The organism is Candidatus Kuenenia sp., assembly GCF_039794105.1.
GTDB lineage: Bacteria > Planctomycetota > Brocadiia > Brocadiales > Brocadiaceae > Kuenenia.
In genome coordinates this window covers 13,152-30,176 of sequence record NZ_JBDIWA010000007.1, presented here as the reverse complement: position 1 = coordinate 30,176, position 17,025 = coordinate 13,152, and the positions used below count along the sequence as shown (strand labels likewise).

Below are 17,025 nucleotides of genomic sequence, written 5' to 3'. Positions count from 1 at the left end.
TATTGCAGTTTCATGAATGGCCAGCCAGTACTCGGCTGCGATTTGGATACTATGTGCAAAAAATTGTTTGACAATTTGAGAATCGAGGCTACAATATCTCCCGCCAAGGTTGTCTTTATCGTTTAGCCATGTAGCTGTTTGTTCAGCTAAATTTTTTAGAGAGTATAACAAATCTAGGAGGAGGAGAAAGGAGGCGTTATATTATAGGTGACATGAACACAGGGTTTTGAATTTTGTTTGTGTATTTGTTTGTGATTCTGTTTTAGTTTGAGGTCTGTTTATTAATGATTGGGAGGTGTATATGGGAAATAAGTTTTTGAAGACGTGTTTTGGAGGCGTAGCTGCTGCTGTCTTTTGTTTTGCGGCTACCCCCTTTGTGCATGGGGCCGGTTCTTCCTCGCTGGAAGACATGGAAAGAGAATTGAATGCCTTGAGGGCTTCTGTTTCTAACTTGACGGAACAGATAGAAACTGTAAAGAGTGGACAAGTCGTATCAACTGCTTCTTTAGATGAAAACGAAAAGGGAGAATTAGAGGCGTTAAGGAGCGAAGTAAACTTTTTAAAAGGAGAGTTTCAGACCGCAGCCCAGGCAGAGGAGCTAAAGGCGGAGGACATTGCGGGAAATGTTTATTCGAAATTTGCAAAGAAGGTACAATTGGGCGGGTCGATTAGAACCAGGGCGGAATACGCTAATGGCTTTTACAGTTTTCCAGGGGATGTAACTTTACCCGGGTTTAGTTATGCCCCTGTGCCAGCAGGTGGTGCTGCCGCAGGTACAAGACCTAAAGCGTCTATAGATGACGATTACGTGATTAACCAGACGAGGCTCTGGGCAGATGCTGATGTAAACGAGCATCTCAGGATATTTATACAGCTTCAGGATGCCAGGGCTTTTGGTGTAGAAGGTACGACAGTCGGATTTGCTGCTGATGGAGCAAACAACCGTATTGATATCCACCAGGGTTATTTTGACTTAAAGAATCTCTTCGACCTTCCGTTAACGGTAAGGGTGGGGCGTCAGGAAATCATCTGGGGCGATCACAGGGTTATCGGTAACCTTGTTTGGTCTAATCAGGGACGTGTATTTGATGGCGGCAGGTTCATGTGGGATACGGATACCATCCACGCAGAGGCCTTTGCAATAAAGGTCGATGAGGATGGTTACCTTTCCTCCTCCGTTGATGGCAGTGGCAATTCTGATGAAAATATATATGCGGGTATGTTGGCGTTTAAAAAGCTCCTACCGGGCGCTTTGATTGAGCTTATGTATATACAGAAGAATAATCAGGACGACACCGCTGCTGTTAGTGCTCATACAGGGGCTGGGAGTGGAAACACCATTATTCATGATTTCGGCATAAGGATTGACGGTAAATTGCCAAACATGGATGCCGTAGATTATACGTTGGAATCCCACGGTCAGACCGGTGATGTCGGTGATCTTGATCATGAGGCATGGGCATTTGCAGGCAGGATTGGATATACCTTTAAGGATGTGGCATGGACACCTCGTATAGGGTTTGAATATGCCTTTGCTTCTGGCGACGATGATTCAGCGGATGGGGATCATGACACCTTTGATAATCTCTATCCTACAAACCACTGGCAGGGTAACTACGGTTTTGTTGATTTAGTCGCATGGCAGAACATGCATGACTTCAGGACTAATTTAAAGGTTAACCCAACCAATAAATTAATGGTACAGGTTGACTATCATTATTTCCTATTAGATGAAGAAGAAGATGGTTGGTACAATGCGGGCGCCGGTCTTGTTGCTAGCCGTCCAGTCGGCGGTTATTCTGACGATGACGAGCTAGCGCAGGAGGTTGATTTTACGGCAAGCTATCAATTGTATAAAAATGTAGCTATCCTTGCGGGATATTCCTGGTTCACTCCTGGGGACTGGATCGAGGATAACATCGGTGATTTTGATACCCATTGGGGATATATACAGACAACTGTCACATTCTAATACGGTAGTATTTACTTGAATATTTGTATTGCTGAAATAGGTTGGAAATGGGTGTTGCTCAGGCAACACCCATTTTTTTTGCATGGAAAAAGGTCAAATATTCGTTAAACTTTTATTTAACCGTTACTACAACTTTAAATTTCCTTTAAGTTAAATGAGTTAAGTAATATTTTGAGTATTTATTATGAAAACCAAAGAAATCCGCGAGATAATCCTCAAAGAACTGCCGGATATTATTAAGCATGACAAAGAGATACAAGATTTTATCTTGCACCTTTCCAAAGAATGTTTTGCTGATAAAGATACGACAGAAGACCGGTTTGACAAGATACTGAGAGAACTTGCAGAAGACAGAGAGACACAAAACAGGAAATGGTTGGAGGATACCAATCGGTGGTGGGAGCAGGCTGGGAAGTGGAAAGAACAAGATAAACGCTGGCAGGAACAGGCTGAGCGGTGGGACAAACAGGAAAGTAAATGGGAAGAAAACCAGAAGGTTATTCGCGATATCATGGAGTCTATCAAAAAGATGGACCGGAAATATGAGAGCACTATCGGCGCATTAGGCGCCCGGTGGGGATTGAGGACTGAACAATCATTCCGGAATGCCTTGAAGGGAATATTGAGAGAAGTTTCCGGTTTAGATGTAATTAATGTCATTGAATATGATGAGGAGGGGATAATTTTTGGACGTCCTGAACAGATAGAGTTGGATTTAGTGATAAAAAACGGGCATTTTATGATATGTGAGATAAAGTCATCTATTAGCAAATCAGATATGTATATATTCCAGAAAAAAGCAGATTTCTATCAAAAAAAACATAACAGAAAGGCCCAGAGGCTTATTGTGATCTCGCCAATGGCAGATAAAAAGGCTATGGAATTTGCAAAAGACGCAGGCATATTAGTGTATAGCTATGTTGAAGATATAGAACCGGAGACTTTCTCTATTTAACAAGAATTTTAATACATGAATAATTACTATCCTTCCCTGGAAGAGTTTAAACAACTTGCCTCGGCCAACAATATTGTGCCGGTATACAGGCAACTGTTTGCGGATTCACTTACCCCTGTTTCTGCATTTCAAAAAATATCAGATTCTAAACATGCCTTCTTACTTGAAAGCGCTGCCGGAGGAGAAAAGATTTCGAGATATTCCATCCTTGGGTCTAACCCATTTCTTGAATTTACTACGAGGGGTACGAATGTAGAAATTTTGAGGAAAAATGGAAATAATGAAAAAATTCAAACTACTGACCCCTTGTATATTCTTGAAAGAGAGATGAGTAGGTTGCGTCCTGTAAAAATAAAAGAACTTCCTGATTTCTTTTGCTGCGCCGTGGGATACATTGGTTACGATGCGATTCGTTATTATGAAAACCTTCCTGATATGCCTAAAGATGATCTTTTTCTGGCAGATATCAGGATTTTGTTTTATGACACAATCATTGTTTTTGATCATCTGACAAAAACAATAAAGATTGTCTGTTCTGCATATGTTGATGATAACGAGTTGGAAGCTTTGTATAAAGAATCTATTAAGAGAATTGATTGTGTTATTGAAAAGCTGAGAACGCCTGTTATGTCATTAAGCGATGATATAACGACTGATAAAGAAACGAGCCGGTCTTTTTGTTCAAATTTTGAAAGAAAAGATTTTTTATCTGCAGTTGACCGATGCAAAGAATACATTCGTGCGGGAGATATTTTTCAAGTGGTAATTTCACAGAGATTTCAGACTGAGACGAAGGCGGAACCTTTTAATATTTACAGGGTTTTGCGGGTAATCAATCCTTCTCCATATATGTTTTATCTTAAAATGAATGATTTACATCTTATAGGCTCTTCTCCCGAAGTAATGGTAAAGGTAGATGGTAAAAAAGTTATTGTACGACCTATTGCTGGCACCAGAAAAAGAGGACTGTCTGATGATGAAGATCAGAAGCTTGCAGGCGAATTAATTGAAGATCCCAAAGAAAGAGCGGAGCATATAATGCTTCTTGATTTGGGAAGGAATGATGTCGGGAGGGTTTCCCGGTATAATACTGTTCGCATTGAAGAAAAAATGGTCATCGAGAAATATTCACATGTAATGCACATTACCTCCAGTATCTGCGGCGAACTAGACGATAATAAAAATGCATTTGATGCGTTAAGGACATGCTTGCCGGCGGGGACACTTTCCGGCGCTCCGAAAATTAGAGCAATGCAGATTATCGACGAACTGGAACCCACTAAAAGAGGGCCGTATGGTGGCGCTGTAGGATATTTTGATTTCTTCGGTAATATAAATACATGCATTACAATCCGAACGATAGTGTTAAAGGATAAACATGCATATATTCAGGCCGGAGCAGGAATCGTTGCAGATTCAATACCGGAAAGGGAGTTTGATGAAACAGTAAATAAGGCAAAGGGGATGATGCTGGCAATTGAAATAGCGGAAAACATGAAGTAATGTGTGGTGTGCTTAATGTTCATTTCGTGGAGATATTGCAGGTAATAGTTTAGATGTGTTTGGTAACACTTAGCATGGAGACCGTTCGAATGGGTTTTTCAAGGATTTTGCAGATAGCAGGAATTATTGTGGCATTACATGCACTTTATTTTGGAATAGTAAAAGATTCTATGAAAATGGAAATGCTTATGCTGCTTATCGGGGTCGTAATGTTTTATTTTGGCAGGTTGTCGGGAAGCAAGCGCTAACTGGTATAGTCTGATGCATTTGATTTTAGAAAGGTAAATTTGTATCTACGTTTTAAAATCAGAAATTATTACAAGGTTTTTCCAGCAATATAATTCTTTGGCGGTAATTTTAAAGTACACTGGCATGAAACGATTTTACCATTAAATTACGCCGGATGCGGCTTTGTCCCCCCAATCAATTGATGATATCAGTATTTTATTAATGAAAACAGATCATATTTATTCAAAACATCCCTTCCGTTCAAAAAACCTAATTCAATTAAAAAAGCACAACCAACAATATTGCCGCCAAGCGACTCAACCAGCTTGCAGCATGCACTCATTGTGCCGCCAGTAGCCAAAAGGTCGTCTACCATGAGAACCTGTTGTCCTTTTTTAATACCGTCTTTGTGTATTTCCAGTGTATCTGTCCCGTATTCAAGGATGTACGTCATGCTTGCTTTTTCATAAGGGAGCTTCCCTGGTTTTCTGATAGGAACAAATCCTGCACCGATTGAAAAAGCAACCGTTGGAGCCAGTATGAAACCCCTCGCCTCTGCGCCGACAACAATATCTATCTTTTTGTTTTCAAAGTGGCGGGTAATACACTCTATCGAATCTCTCAAACCCTTTGCGTCTTGAAGAAGAGGCGTTATGTCTTTAAATAGTATTCCTGCTTTCGGAAAATCTGGTACATCACGAATTAAATTTTTTAAATATTCCATTATGAATCTTCCTCTTTTGTTATGAGATAGTGTAATTTTTGAATCGTTTCTTTTTCGATCTGCCGTACACGCTCCCGGCTTATTTTAAGCATTTTGCTTATGTCTTCCAGTGTTCTTGGCTCTCCGTCAATCAGTCCGTAGCGCATAGTTATGACTGTTGCCGCGCGTTTATCAAGGGTCTTCAAAAGGTTTTCAAATGTTTCTTTTTCATATGTTTCCTCCAGTTCTTCCTCCGGAGAAAGCGTTTTTCCATTTGGGGTAATATCGCTTAGCGCCCAAATAATGTCAGCGCCGGAAACAAGTGGAGCATCGAGAGAACTCATCGACTGTAGAGAAAGTTCAATGTTTTTCACATTTTGCGCAGTTATGTCCATTTCTGATGCTATTTCTTGCTCGCTTGGCGGTCTTTCGTATTTTTCCAGTAAACCGGAAGAAGTATGTTTCAACCGTGAAATTCTTTGAAGCATGTAAGAGGGAATACGTATTGTTCTTGCTTTGTTTGCAATAGCTCTTTGAATTGCCTGCTTAATCCACCATGTAGCGTAAGTGCTGAATTTATTACCGGTTGTTGGATCAAAATCCCTAACGGCACGTATTAGTCCCAAATTGCCTTCTTCTATGAGATCAAGAAAGGAAAGCCCGCGATTCACAAATTCCTTTGCAATGCTTACCACCAGTCGTAAATTTGCCTTTATTAGTTTTTCCCGTGCATCTGCATCGCCCTTTGCTACTTTACTGGCAATTTCCAGTTCCTCTTCAAAAGTAAGCAAAGGGATGTTCTGTATTTCTTTTAAGTAGGCTTGTAATGCAGAGTCCGTAGTGCCATCTCCTTGTATTTAAATGGATTCAGCGACACTGGAAGGTTCCGCCTTTTCTTCTGGAACTATTTTTTCCGAGGAAGAGTCATCGGAAGAGTTATTCTTTTCCTCAAGATTTGCCGCTATTTTCCTCAAACTAAGTCCGATTTTTCTTGCTTCAGGCTCTATGCGAATTACTTTCACCTCTAGTTCGTCTCCTACATTTACCGCATCGGCAGGGTTACTGACTTTTTTATCTGAAAATTCAGAAACATGTAACAATCCTTCAATTCCTTGTCCTAGTTCTAAAAAGGCTCCAAAATTTGCAAGTTTCGTTACGTGTCCTTTCACAATATCGCCAACCTTATATTTTTCAGGAATTTCTTTCTCCCATGGATCGTCTTGCAGTTGCTTTAATCCAAGCGCAACACGTTTCTTTTCCCTGTCGACAGAGAGAACAACCGCCTCTATTTTGTCGCCCTTTTTAACAATTTCTGAAGGATGTGCTACCTTTTTAGCCCAGGACATATCGGAAATGTGCAATAAACCGTCAACGCCTTCTTCAATTTCTATAAATGCCCCATAGTTTGTCAGATTACGTACCCGCCCTTTAATCTTCGTTCCTGCCGGGTATTTTTCCTCGATTATTGTCCATGGGTTGACCTCTGTTTGTTTAATGCTTAAAGATATTTCTTCTTTTTCTCTATCGATTTTAAGCACCACGACCTCTACCATATCCCCGATGGCAACAATCTCTGAAGGATGATTAATACGACGTGTCCACGACATTTCTGAAATATGGACTAGGCCTTCTATTCCCGTCTCCAATTTAACAAATGCCCCATAGGACATGATATTAACTACCTGGCCTTTTACCCTGGAACCTACCGGATATTTTTCCTCTATATTAAACCATGGATTATCGGTTTTTTGTTTTAACCCTAAAGCCACCTTTTCCTTCTCTTTGTCAACATCAAGTATTTTTACCTCAACTTCGTCGTCAATTGCAAGCATTTCTGATGGATGACTTATCCTGCCCCAACTCATGTCTGTAATATGTAGCAGTCCGTCCATGCCTCCCAAATCGATAAAAGCACCGAAATCGGCAATGTTCTTCACTACGCCCTTTCTTGTCTGCCCTGCTTCTATTTCCATTAATAATAGTTTTTTCTTCTTTTCCCGCTCTTCTTCAATCAGTTTCCTTCGTGAAACAACGATATTTTGCCGTTCTTCGTCAATTTTAAGGATTCTGCAGGTAAGTTCCTGTCCAACATATTGTGCTATGTCTCCCGGCGGTTTTACGTCAATTTGTGAGGCAGGCAGGAAAATAGGTACCCCAATATCTACAAGCAGCCCCCCTTTAATCTTACGAATAATACGACCGGTAATAATGTCCCCTTCTTTATATTTTGCAATAACTGTTTCCCAGCCACGGATGCGGTCGGCCTTGCGTTTTGATAATTTGATGAGTCCGGAATCGTCTTCAACGGCCTCTAATAAAACTTCAATTTCTTCGCCAATTCTTATTTCGGAAGGGTCGTCGAACTCGTATTTGGGCACCATGCCCTCGGATTTATAACCGCAATCTATGATGACGTTATCGCCGATAGAACTGATGATGCGGCCTTTTAGTATCGAGTTGACCTCAAAATGCAGGACAGAATCATAATAAGCGGACTGGACGTTGTCCTTGGCATCTTCGGATGCCATTATTGATTCCACGTCATTTTCTATATCTGTAACATTAACATTATATTCCTTTAAATAATCACGTTTTAAAGTTTCGAGACCCATAATTTAATAACTTCTCCGAAATAAAAATGAAAAAAGGACAAAGAAATAAAATAAATCACACTTTATTTTTTATAAGGGGAGTCACTTCTTTTATAATCCTGTGAATCACCTCGTTTATCGTTAGGTTTGTCGTATCAATGTAAATTGAATCGTCGCTGATTTTTAAAGGAGAATCCTTTCTTGTTGTATCACGCTGGTCGCGTAATGCTATTTCTTTTATTACACTATCAAACGAGTTTTCGTTGTCCGGGGTTTCTCTCTCGCGAAAACGTCTTTTTGCCCGTGTTTCAATTCTGGCGTCAAGAAAAAACTTTTTTTCCGCGTGAGGAAACACAACCGTTCCGATGTCTCTTCCCTCCGCAACGGTATTTCCCTTTGAGACAATTTTTCTCTGCAGGTTTACCAGCATCGCCCTAACGCCAGGTTTGCCCGATATATGATGCGTGTTGTTTGTAACCGATGGTGAGCGAATTTCTTTGGTTACATTTCTGCCATCTACAAATACCTGTAACCCTTTTTCTTCACTCTGAAAATAAATCTGTGTCTGTTCCATAACCCTGCACAAAGCATTTTCATCATCGAGGTTTACATTATGTTGCATAGCCTTCCATGTTAATGCCCGATACATGGCGCCCGTATCAAGATAACGAATACCCAGGTGTTTTGCCAATATCTTTGCAACCGTGCTTTTGCCGGATCCGGCAGGCCCGTCAATCGCTATTATCAAGCGAACCTCCCCGGTATATTTACTGAAATCTCCATATCGATTCTCATAAGGTGAGAAATTTCAAATATACTAAACTATGTATTTTATTGCAAGTGTTTTATTGTGGTATCGGGTAACGTAGAAGACGTATTAAAAGCGGATCTCCATGCATAATAAAATACGATTTTTAGTAACACTTTAGTCTTTTGAAAAAAATTTCAATTTTTATGATTAGAACACACATTCCTAATCCGGCGCCGGGAACACGTTTCACCTCCATTACACAGACGTACAGCCGTGCGTCTCTGATTTAGTGCGGAGGCATTCCTAAAAAACCGGATTCAGCATGGGGGTAACGCATGGATGGATTTTTAAAAAAACCAAAGCGTTACATTCACAGTAAAATCCCTGTTTTATTGAATAATCTGATTCACCGAATCTAATGCTTCTGCGTTTAACATCAATTTGTTTTCTGCAACTTTTTTTAAGTTGATGCTTATGTGTGAACCGGCAGGGGTGTTAATTTTTTCGATCTTTTCTTGCCGGGAGAGCAGGTCGAGCGTCAACCTTGCGGCTTGTTTGCCGGTAGTGGGAATGTCAGCCGAAATAACCAGGGTCGCTCCCGCATCAATAAAGGCCTCGCTGTATGTAAACACAGGAATATTTGCCGCATTGCATTGCTGGAATATATTGCTGACGGCATCTGTTTTTGATAGCACAACCGGGTCTGAAGTCAGCCAAATGGCGTCGACGTTTTTAAGAAGTTTTTTCAGGGCAGAGGTTATGTTTGTCTTTTTGTTTATGGGTATTCCCACAAGGCTGATGCCAATATCTTTGGCGTCTTCCCTTGCCTGCTGCATCCATTCTTCATTATACTCCTTACTATAAAGAACGCCGATTTTGTTTGTTTTCGGGAAGAGGTACCGGTACATCGTTAATTGCATGCTCGGAAGCAGTTCGGAGGATATACCGTAGGTATTTTCTTTTATGGTGAGACGTCGCCAATTGATGATTGAAGAAAATATTACAGTGGCATCGTTCGTCACTTCCTGTGCGAAGAGATATGCCTTAATTCCTATGCAATATATGATAGCCGGACCAGATTCCCGAATAATTTTCTCTGTTTCGGATTTCTCTTTCCATTTATTGCCAAGGTTTATTTCACCTTTCGGGTTTGGAATGACGGTTTTGAATCCCGTATGCGCCAGGGAATAATTTTTGATGGATATGTCTGAATTTATAATGAGTACATTTTCAGTAGTATCCGGGTATGACGTATTTGTGTAGCCTGACAGAAATGAAAATAGTATAAAAAAGAATGCCAGGGATGTGCGTTTTCTGCTTTGTTTGCGCAGAATTGCGGCAAGTATCGGGATGTTATTTATTAGGTTGTTTTTGTAATTAGTCATTGTTTTTCCAGGTATTCTTTTTCCGATGCGTTGAGTATTTTCCATCCGTCAAACCCCAGCATACTGAGTTTGTTTTTCCCTTCCACAGCGGCTTCCATATCTTTAATTATTTTTGCCAGTTTTTTGTGATTTTCGTCCTGGGGTTTTGGTACCGCTACAATAGGGAGCAGTGTTTCATTGCTGATCAATAATTGCTTTAATGTGTCATGCAGTTTCCTGTTGATTGCAGAAAGCTTCGCGAGGCTGCTATCTGTAGTAACGGCGGCGTCTGCCATTCCAAACCCTACGGACATCAATGCGTCTATTTCTTTCGGAACAGAGAGTATTTTTATAGAGGAAGCAACAGCGCCTTTGTTTTCCCCGAACATTTGAATAAGGACGTTTTTCGTGTAATCTTCACTGCTGGCGGAAGCTACGTTCATGCCGCTTAACATGCTTATGTCGTTAATGATCCTGCTTGTTGAAAAAATTCTCCTGCACGTAGATTTATTTTTGGATACGGCAACCAGGATTGGTTCGATAGAAATATTTTCTCTTAGTTGTTTATAATGCCAGCTTGAAATAATGAAGATACCGTCTTTTTTCTCGGAGATAAGTTTTTCAAATATTTCGCGTTCGCTAAACGGTTGAAATTGATACCCGCCAAATCTGGAAAGGTAGAGATCAAACTCCTTTTTGAGTGAGGCAAAATTGTTAATATTAGTTTCCGGATTATAAAAATAGATGGTGTATTTATATTCAGCGCATGGCGCCAGGGTATTCGTGAATAAAAAGATGCAGAGAAAGGTGGGAAACAATATTGCATACGTGCATCTTTTGTAAAAAACTGATTTATAAAAATACGGAATTGTATGGTTACGGGTATGAGACAAAATACATTTTATTTTTCTGTACATCCCCATACACATTTTATAAAGACAAAGACGGGAAGGTTGTCGCAAATAAATTACAAATAAACAATATGCACGGAAAATATATATGAATATCTGTGTGTGTCAAGTATTTTTATGAACGAATAAGGTTTATGGAGTTGCTTTGAGAAAATCTTATTTGTATAATCCCGGAAATTCTCACGTTGAGAATAAAAACCTGCCCGGCTCATAAATATGAGACAATGTGCCTTGTATTTTTTCTGCGCAATTTTTTCACCCTTAATAACAAATGCTTAATAACCATTCTCTGGCAAATTCAGGCGTTAAAATGAAAAGATTGATTATTACAGCCTTTTGCGCAATTTACACAAGTTTCACTATAATGCCTGCCTTGGCGGAAGATTTCCCCTACCACGAAAATACGGAACCGGTTGAAATTACCGATGCAATTCATGAGGAGATCAGGTGGTTACTGGCGGAAACCGAAGTTGCCATATCGACCAGGCATGGGGTGCGCTTAAGCAAGGCGCCGGGCATAGTAACGGTATTAAATGAGGAGGAGATTCATCATTCCGGATATCGTACCTTCTCGGAATTATTGCGGACTGTGCCGGGCTATGAAATACTAAAATCGGGGAATTTTGGCGGAATATTCCCTGCGGTGAGGGGCCTTGACGGCGCAAACAGGGTGCGGGTAATGATTGATGGCCACTTTGTGAATAATCCCTTAGACGGCAGCGCTTTTGGCAATTTTGACGATTTCCCGTTAAAAAATATTAAGAAAATAGAGATTATACGCGGACCGGGTTCCGCATTGTACGGAGAAAATGCCTTTTTGTCAGTGATTAATATTATTACAAAAGACGGGGCAGATATAGACGGCATAGTGGTGGACAGCGGTTTTGGAAGCTATGACACGTTAGAGGGGAATGTTGTCTTTGGCAAGCGATATGGAAACATTGAAGTTTCCGGCATGATGCATTACAGAGACACGAATGGTTATGACGGCATTATAGAAAGCGACAGCCAGTCTGTGCTGGATAAATCGTTGTCCCCTTATGGATTTCCAGCAGTATCGCAAGCCCCCGGAGAGGTAAAGGACTGGAGAAGGGAGTATAGTCTGCATTTAAAAATGGCGTATAAGGATGTTTACCTGCTGGGATGGTATAACAATAAAAACCGGGGGCCTTTTGTAGGCCCTCAGCACGCGCTGGCCGATGAATCAGATATTGAGGGCAATTATGTATTTGCCGAGGTTGGATACAAAAAAACATTTGAGGAAATCTTTACGATAAAACCGAGGGTTTATTACGACCAATTTGATAACGATTCCTATGTTGAATCTTTTCCGGAAGGAGCAACCCTGTCCTTTGACACAAACAACGACGGCGTCTATGATGCTTTTAAAACATATCCGGACGGCCTTGTCGGCGACGGTAAGGTGATACAGAGAATTGTTGGCGCAGAGATGCCTTTCGACTATGAACTATTTGACGGCAATATCATTACAGTGGGTTTTGAATACAGGCGTATTCAGCAATCAGATATCCAGTATTCGGCGAATTTTGACCCGTTAACCATGGACCCGCTGGAATCGATGGAAGATTTTACGGATACCTATCCTTTTCTGAAAGAAACGACGAGGCATATCTGGTCTGTTTATATACAGGATACATGGGACATTACCGATGATATAAGCCTTACTTTAGGCGCCAGACATGATGAATATAATGATTTTGGCAATGCAACGAGTCCCCGCTCCGGTTTGACCTGGAAGTTTATGGAGAACGCTACGTTGAAGTTTTTATATGGCGAGGCATTTCGCGCGCCAAGTTTTCTGGAGATGTTTACCGTGAATCAGCCTGCAAGATTGGGGAATGAGGATTTGGACCCGGAGATTATCCGCACAATGGAAATGGGATTGATGTATACCTTCAACAAACATGTCACGAGCAGCATTAATTACTTTAACAATAATATCAAAAATCTTATAATGCTCCGCGCCCTGGATTCTGCCAGTGAGACCTGGCAGTATGATAATTTCGGCGATGCGCATGTTCAGGGATTTGAGGTAGAGACGAAGATAAATGTATCGCCTGGCAATTATGTGTTTTTTAATTACACGTTTCAGGACCCGGAGGATGACCACGGAAATGAACTGCCCTTTGTGGCGAAGCATAAAGGCAATATTGGGATCAATGCGCAGCCATGCAGATACATAAACACAAATGTAAGCGCATTTTTTAGCGGGAAACGATACCGGGAGGAAGATGATAGCAGGGACGATATGTCCTCATATGCATTGGTAAACCTTTCTATTACCGGGAGAAATTTCTTTAGAACAATGAACGTGCAGGGCACGATATTTAATGTGTTTGATAAAGACTATAAAGACCCCGGACCTGTTTCCATAGCAGAGGATTTGCCAAGGCCGGGGAGGACGTATTTTGTAGGATTAAGTTATCAGTTTTAACACAAAGGAAACATCCACGAGACTTGGACACAAAGAATGGGGCAAAAGGGTCGAATCTTTCAAATTGACAAATTACATTCTAAATAGACACGATTAGCGACGTGTTTTTTGTTTTGCTATCACTAAAGACCTGGATTACTTGTAAAACCTTGATAAATAAGGTAACTATTCAGCGTAATCTATTAAACTACCGGAGCACAACTCGCTCCCAAATTCCTTTTCGGAAACGTAATGGCGCTGGAAACTACATGCGCGGGTTCAGGTTTGTAACCTGAACCAAACGTTTTATACGTTCAATCCAGCTTTTTATTAGGAGAACAAATGACAAATAAATTCCAGCTTCCAAACAGGGATTTTGTGATTTGGGCATTGGAATTTTGCCGGAGTACATTGCCCCATTATGCGCATAAACTCATGGGTTCAGGTTTGCAACCCAATGTCATTAAGTTAAGCAGCCTGCCATAAAAGTTCCCCTTAAAAAAGGGGGATAAAGGGGGTTAAAATGCCTGAGATTGATTGGAGAAATTTTATACATTCAGGTCAGGAAATTTTGCTTGGTAAGCCAGTGGTAAAAGGAACGAGATTATCCGTGGAATTCATTCTGGGTCTTTTTGCAAACGGCTGGACAGAGCAGCAAATAATTGAAAACTATCCAACATTAACAAAGGAAAGTTTGCGTGCTGTATTTGCCTTCTCAGCCGAGTGCATGCGCGAAGAAGCATTATATACAATTCCTTTTTAAACAAAAACCTAAATCCTGTAAACAAGGCAAAGCCTTGTTTACAGGATTTAGGTGAAACATCCACTAACCTTTGGCTCTCATTCAAGTCTCTGTGTTTAATGCTTTACCGAAAAACGGGGAAATGCACCCTGCGCAATTACTATTGCAACACTATTTTTGCAAATCTGCGTTTTCCCACTTTAAGGGTCATACCCGGCGTAATTTCTATATTTAGCGTGGGGTCATTAATTGTTTCACTGTTTACAGATACACCGCCCTGCTGGATCAACCGGCGCGCCTCGCCGTTTGTAGCGGCAAATTTACAGCATACGATGAGTTTCGCGATCCATATTTTGCCGTTTTCAAGTTCACCGGCAGGTATGGAGATAATGGGTATTTCATCCGGAAGGGCGCCTTCTTTAAAAACACGGTCAAATTCTTCCGCGGCGGCTTCCGCTGCCTGGAGATTGTGGTAACGACTTACTATGGCCTTTGCGAGCGCAACCTTTGCCGCGCGTGGATGGGTTTTCTCGTCAAGCAACTGCTGTATCTCTCCAATGCTTACATCCGTCGCAAGCTCAAAGTATTTGCGCATTAAATTATCGGGGATGGACATTACCTTGCCGAACATTTCACGCGGAGGCTCTGTGACGCCGATGTAGTTGTTTAGGCTTTTACTCATCTTCTTATTGCCATCGATTCCTTCCAGGAGCGAGGTAGTAAGCACTACCTGCGGTTCCATGCCGGCATCCTTCTGTAAATCCCTTCCCACAAGCAGACTGAATAATTGGTCGGTACCCCCAAGTTCAACGTCGCTCTTTACCATAATGGAGTCGTATCCCTGCATCAGCGGATAGATAAATTCATGCAGACTGATGGGAGAACCTGCCTTATAACGTTTCGAAAAGTCGTCCCGTTCCATCATTCGCGCAACGGTCATTTTTGAGACGAGTTGGATGACGTCGTTAAAGGTCATTGATTGGAACCATTTGCTGTTATAAACGACCTCTGTCTTATCCATATCGAGTATTTTCCCCGCCTGGGTGAGGTACGTTTGCGCGTTTTCCAGAACCTTATCGTGCGTTATCATTGGTCGTGTCTTGTTTACTCCTGAAGGGTCGCCCACGACGGCCGTATAGTCGCCGATGATGAGGATGGCGGTGTGCCCCAGCGACTGGAACGCCCGTAACTTGTGAATTGGGATGGCATTCCCTATATGGATATCCGGCGCAGTGGGATCGAGTCCCAGTTTTACGCGAAGCGGCCTTTTTTCTTGCATTGAGCGTTCTATTTTTTTTATCAGCTCGCCTTTAGAAACAATATCTACTGCTCCGCGCAGCAAGATTTCCATTTGTTCATTTACGTCTTTCAGCATAGGTCCTCCGGTGCATCTCCTATTGGAAAATATACTACCGTTTTTTAGCGGGCAGTATAATTAAACGATAAAATTAATTTATTACAATTTTTTAAAACACCGGCACTTTGCCGTTCATAAAGAATTTAAAGTACATCAAAAGAGCCAGTGTTAAGGAATTATGTAAAATATGTACCACGATGGAGGCGGCAAGGGATTGTGTTTTCTCATATAAATATCCCAAAAGAATTCCAAGGATAAATATTTGCAAAAAAGCAAATATATCCATGTGCACCGCGGCAAAAACGGCAGCGCTTATAAAAATGGCGTATCGCATTCCAAAGTAACTTTTCAGCGCAGGGATTAAAAATCCACGGAATATGATTTCTTCCATAATTGGCGCGACAATAATGCCAAAAAATATGAGACATGCCAAAACGATGGTCGAATCCTCATCCAATACCCACTGTACCACGTCTTGTATCTCTGGCATTATGCCATAATAGGTAAACACCACGTTTATGATGAAACCGGCCAGCATTATTACGGGTATTGTGACAAGATATCTTTTCAACCCTATTTTAATATTGTCTGAAATATTTACCAGCGTCAGCCCTAAATTGACAATAGATTGTCCATACTCAAAACGAACGATGTAGCATATATAGAGACATATTAACAGGTTGGCAAGGAGGGAGACAAACAAGATCATCGTGCGAAACGAAGGGGAAGCGGTTTGTATCTCGAAACCAAAAACAGTTTGGATAAAGCGGATGAGTACCGGCATTCCGGCGAACGTAAAGACCATGTAGGCTGTGAGTACCTTAATTGCATCCTTTATGCTCCAGCGGTATTCCAGGGGGATTCTTTGTTTTGTTTGTATATTACTCACTTTTAACCGTTTGTACCAATACCTCTCTGTTCCTTGGGCCATCAAATTCACAGAAGTAAATCCCCTGCCATGTCCCAAGCGCTAACCTTCCATTAGAAATGGGTATGGCGGAAGTTGCGCCGAAAAGTGAAGACTTGATATGTGCGGCTGAATTCCCTTCCAAATGGGTGTAGTGATCATTCCATGGCACTATTTTATTTATCTCATCAACAATGTCTTTTCTTACGGAGGGGTCGGCGTTTTCATTGATGGTAACAGCGGCGGTAGTGTGTGGTACGTAAACAAAACACATTCCTTCCACAATGCCGGTTTTATGCACAATAGCATGAACTTCAGCGGTGATCTCAATAAGTTCGGTTTTTGTCCGCGTTTTTACTGATAGTATATTCATTGGTATTTATAGTGTTGCCCGGTAAAAAATTCTTTTTCGCAAGTTTTTTCCATCGCCCTTTTCCCTGATTGCGAAGGAGAAATCGGAAAAGGCATGCCGTTTTAAAGGTACAACGTATCCTAATAGTTGAAAAATATTTTGTCAAATCTAAATAATCTGTAACACTTTAGTCTTTTGAAAAAAGTCAATAAAATTAAGGATCCCGTGTTTTATACCTTTTACTATGCACTCTGT

Annotated in this window: 16 protein-coding genes; 7 read left to right on the top strand and 9 right to left on the bottom strand. The window is 41.1% G+C overall.

The window, feature by feature from the left end:
- The first annotated feature begins 301 nt into the window (after positions 1 to 301).
- The 4 genes from ABJL82_RS05660 (at position 302) to ABJL82_RS05645 (ending at position 4,678) form a co-directional block, all read left to right on the top strand.
- The gene (locus ABJL82_RS05660; protein WP_347273752.1) at positions 302 to 1,972 is read left to right on the top strand and encodes an alginate export family protein; all 1,671 of its coding nucleotides are present in this window, start codon (positions 302 to 304) and stop codon (positions 1,970 to 1,972) included.
- A gap of 184 nt (positions 1,973 to 2,156) precedes the next feature.
- Positions 2,157 to 2,927 (top strand): DUF3782 domain-containing protein, encoded by a 771-nt coding sequence (locus tag ABJL82_RS05655; RefSeq protein WP_347273751.1) that lies wholly within the window; start codon positions 2,157 to 2,159, stop codon positions 2,925 to 2,927.
- A gap of 15 nt (positions 2,928 to 2,942) precedes the next feature.
- Entirely contained in the window at positions 2,943 to 4,430 is a 1,488-nt protein-coding gene (gene trpE / locus ABJL82_RS05650) for an anthranilate synthase component I (RefSeq protein WP_347273750.1), read from the top strand.
- Between the two features lie 89 nt (positions 4,431 to 4,519).
- Complete coding sequence (locus ABJL82_RS05645; RefSeq protein WP_347273749.1) at positions 4,520 to 4,678, top strand: hypothetical protein; 159 nt, start codon at positions 4,520 to 4,522, stop codon at positions 4,676 to 4,678.
- Between the two features lie 188 nt (positions 4,679 to 4,866).
- Here the strand turns inward: ABJL82_RS05645 and ABJL82_RS05640 are convergent, their stop codons facing one another.
- The 6 genes from ABJL82_RS05640 to ABJL82_RS05615 all read right to left on the bottom strand — a co-directional run bounded on the left by ABJL82_RS05640 (position 4,867) and on the right by ABJL82_RS05615 (position 10,984).
- Positions 4,867 to 5,382 (bottom strand): adenine phosphoribosyltransferase, encoded by a 516-nt coding sequence (locus ABJL82_RS05640; protein ID WP_347273748.1) that lies wholly within the window; start codon positions 5,380 to 5,382, stop codon positions 4,867 to 4,869.
- Complete coding sequence (locus ABJL82_RS05635) at positions 5,382 to 6,218, bottom strand: RNA polymerase sigma factor RpoD/SigA (protein ID WP_347273831.1); 837 nt, start codon at positions 6,216 to 6,218, stop codon at positions 5,382 to 5,384. Before ABJL82_RS05635 ends, ABJL82_RS05640 begins: the two co-directional genes overlap by 1 nt.
- A complete protein-coding gene (locus ABJL82_RS05630) occupies positions 6,219 to 7,973 on the bottom strand; it encodes a 30S ribosomal protein S1 (protein ID WP_347273747.1) in 1,755 nt (584 codons plus the stop codon). It abuts the gene before it with no gap.
- 55 nt (positions 7,974 to 8,028) lie between these two features.
- Positions 8,029 to 8,700 carry a (d)CMP kinase gene (gene cmk / locus ABJL82_RS05625; protein ID WP_347273746.1) on the bottom strand — a complete coding sequence of 224 codons (672 nt, stop codon included), beginning with the start codon at positions 8,698 to 8,700 and terminating at the stop codon, positions 8,029 to 8,031.
- A gap of 392 nt (positions 8,701 to 9,092) precedes the next feature.
- On the bottom strand, positions 9,093 to 10,088 hold the full coding sequence (locus ABJL82_RS05620; RefSeq protein WP_347273745.1) for an ABC transporter substrate binding protein: 996 nt from the start codon (positions 10,086 to 10,088) through the stop codon (positions 9,093 to 9,095).
- The gene (locus tag ABJL82_RS05615) at positions 10,085 to 10,984 is read right to left on the bottom strand and encodes a PhnD/SsuA/transferrin family substrate-binding protein (protein WP_347273744.1); all 900 of its coding nucleotides are present in this window, start codon (positions 10,982 to 10,984) and stop codon (positions 10,085 to 10,087) included. Before ABJL82_RS05615 ends, ABJL82_RS05620 begins: the two co-directional genes overlap by 4 nt.
- Before the next feature lie 304 nt (positions 10,985 to 11,288).
- Here ABJL82_RS05615 and ABJL82_RS05610 point away from each other — a divergent pair, with 304 nt between their 5' ends.
- From ABJL82_RS05610 to ABJL82_RS05600, 3 genes are all read left to right on the top strand, one after another.
- Complete coding sequence (locus ABJL82_RS05610) at positions 11,289 to 13,433, top strand: TonB-dependent receptor (RefSeq protein WP_347273743.1); 2,145 nt, start codon at positions 11,289 to 11,291, stop codon at positions 13,431 to 13,433.
- Positions 13,434 to 13,754: 321 nt separating this feature from the next.
- Positions 13,755 to 13,898 (top strand): hypothetical protein, encoded by a 144-nt coding sequence (locus ABJL82_RS05605; RefSeq protein WP_347273742.1) that lies wholly within the window; start codon positions 13,755 to 13,757, stop codon positions 13,896 to 13,898.
- A gap of 46 nt (positions 13,899 to 13,944) precedes the next feature.
- Positions 13,945 to 14,175: a DUF433 domain-containing protein gene (locus ABJL82_RS05600; protein WP_347273830.1), complete on the top strand. Its 231-nt coding sequence runs from the start codon at positions 13,945 to 13,947 to the stop codon at positions 14,173 to 14,175.
- A 139-nt stretch (positions 14,176 to 14,314) separates the two neighbouring features.
- Here ABJL82_RS05600 and tyrS read toward each other — a convergent pair whose 3' ends face one another.
- From tyrS to ABJL82_RS05585, 3 genes are all read right to left on the bottom strand, one after another.
- Positions 14,315 to 15,529 carry a tyrosine--tRNA ligase gene (gene tyrS / locus ABJL82_RS05595; protein WP_347273741.1) on the bottom strand — a complete coding sequence of 405 codons (1,215 nt, stop codon included), beginning with the start codon at positions 15,527 to 15,529 and terminating at the stop codon, positions 14,315 to 14,317.
- A 91-nt stretch (positions 15,530 to 15,620) separates the two neighbouring features.
- Positions 15,621 to 16,400: a CPBP family glutamic-type intramembrane protease gene (locus ABJL82_RS05590; protein WP_347273740.1), complete on the bottom strand. Its 780-nt coding sequence runs from the start codon at positions 16,398 to 16,400 to the stop codon at positions 15,621 to 15,623.
- Complete coding sequence (locus ABJL82_RS05585) at positions 16,393 to 16,791, bottom strand: secondary thiamine-phosphate synthase enzyme YjbQ (RefSeq protein ID WP_347273739.1); 399 nt, start codon at positions 16,789 to 16,791, stop codon at positions 16,393 to 16,395. Before ABJL82_RS05585 ends, ABJL82_RS05590 begins: the two co-directional genes overlap by 8 nt.
- Between the last annotated feature and the right edge of the window lie 234 nt (positions 16,792 to 17,025).

Excerpts from the sequence above, each read along its gene's own strand:
- ABJL82_RS05660 (WP_347273752.1), top strand. The coding sequence starts at position 302 with ATGGGAAATAAGTTTTTGAAGACGTGTTTTGGAGGCGTAGCTGCTGCT.
- ABJL82_RS05655 (WP_347273751.1), top strand. The coding sequence starts at position 2,157 with ATGAAAACCAAAGAAATCCGCGAGATAATCCTCAAAGAACTGCCGGAT.
- trpE (WP_347273750.1), top strand. The coding sequence starts at position 2,943 with ATGAATAATTACTATCCTTCCCTGGAAGAGTTTAAACAACTTGCCTCG.
- ABJL82_RS05645 (WP_347273749.1), top strand. The coding sequence starts at position 4,520 with ATGGGTTTTTCAAGGATTTTGCAGATAGCAGGAATTATTGTGGCATTA.
- ABJL82_RS05640 (WP_347273748.1), bottom strand. The coding sequence starts at position 5,382 with ATGGAATATTTAAAAAATTTAATTCGTGATGTACCAGATTTTCCGAAA.
- ABJL82_RS05630 (WP_347273747.1), bottom strand. The coding sequence starts at position 7,973 with ATGGGTCTCGAAACTTTAAAACGTGATTATTTAAAGGAATATAATGTT.
- ABJL82_RS05620 (WP_347273745.1), bottom strand. The coding sequence starts at position 10,088 with ATGACTAATTACAAAAACAACCTAATAAATAACATCCCGATACTTGCC.
- ABJL82_RS05615 (WP_347273744.1), bottom strand. The coding sequence starts at position 10,984 with ATGTACAGAAAAATAAAATGTATTTTGTCTCATACCCGTAACCATACA.
- ABJL82_RS05610 (WP_347273743.1), top strand. The coding sequence starts at position 11,289 with ATGAAAAGATTGATTATTACAGCCTTTTGCGCAATTTACACAAGTTTC.
- ABJL82_RS05605 (WP_347273742.1), top strand. The coding sequence starts at position 13,755 with ATGACAAATAAATTCCAGCTTCCAAACAGGGATTTTGTGATTTGGGCA.
- tyrS (WP_347273741.1), bottom strand. The coding sequence starts at position 15,529 with ATGCTGAAAGACGTAAATGAACAAATGGAAATCTTGCTGCGCGGAGCA.
- ABJL82_RS05585 (WP_347273739.1), bottom strand. The coding sequence starts at position 16,791 with ATGAATATACTATCAGTAAAAACGCGGACAAAAACCGAACTTATTGAG.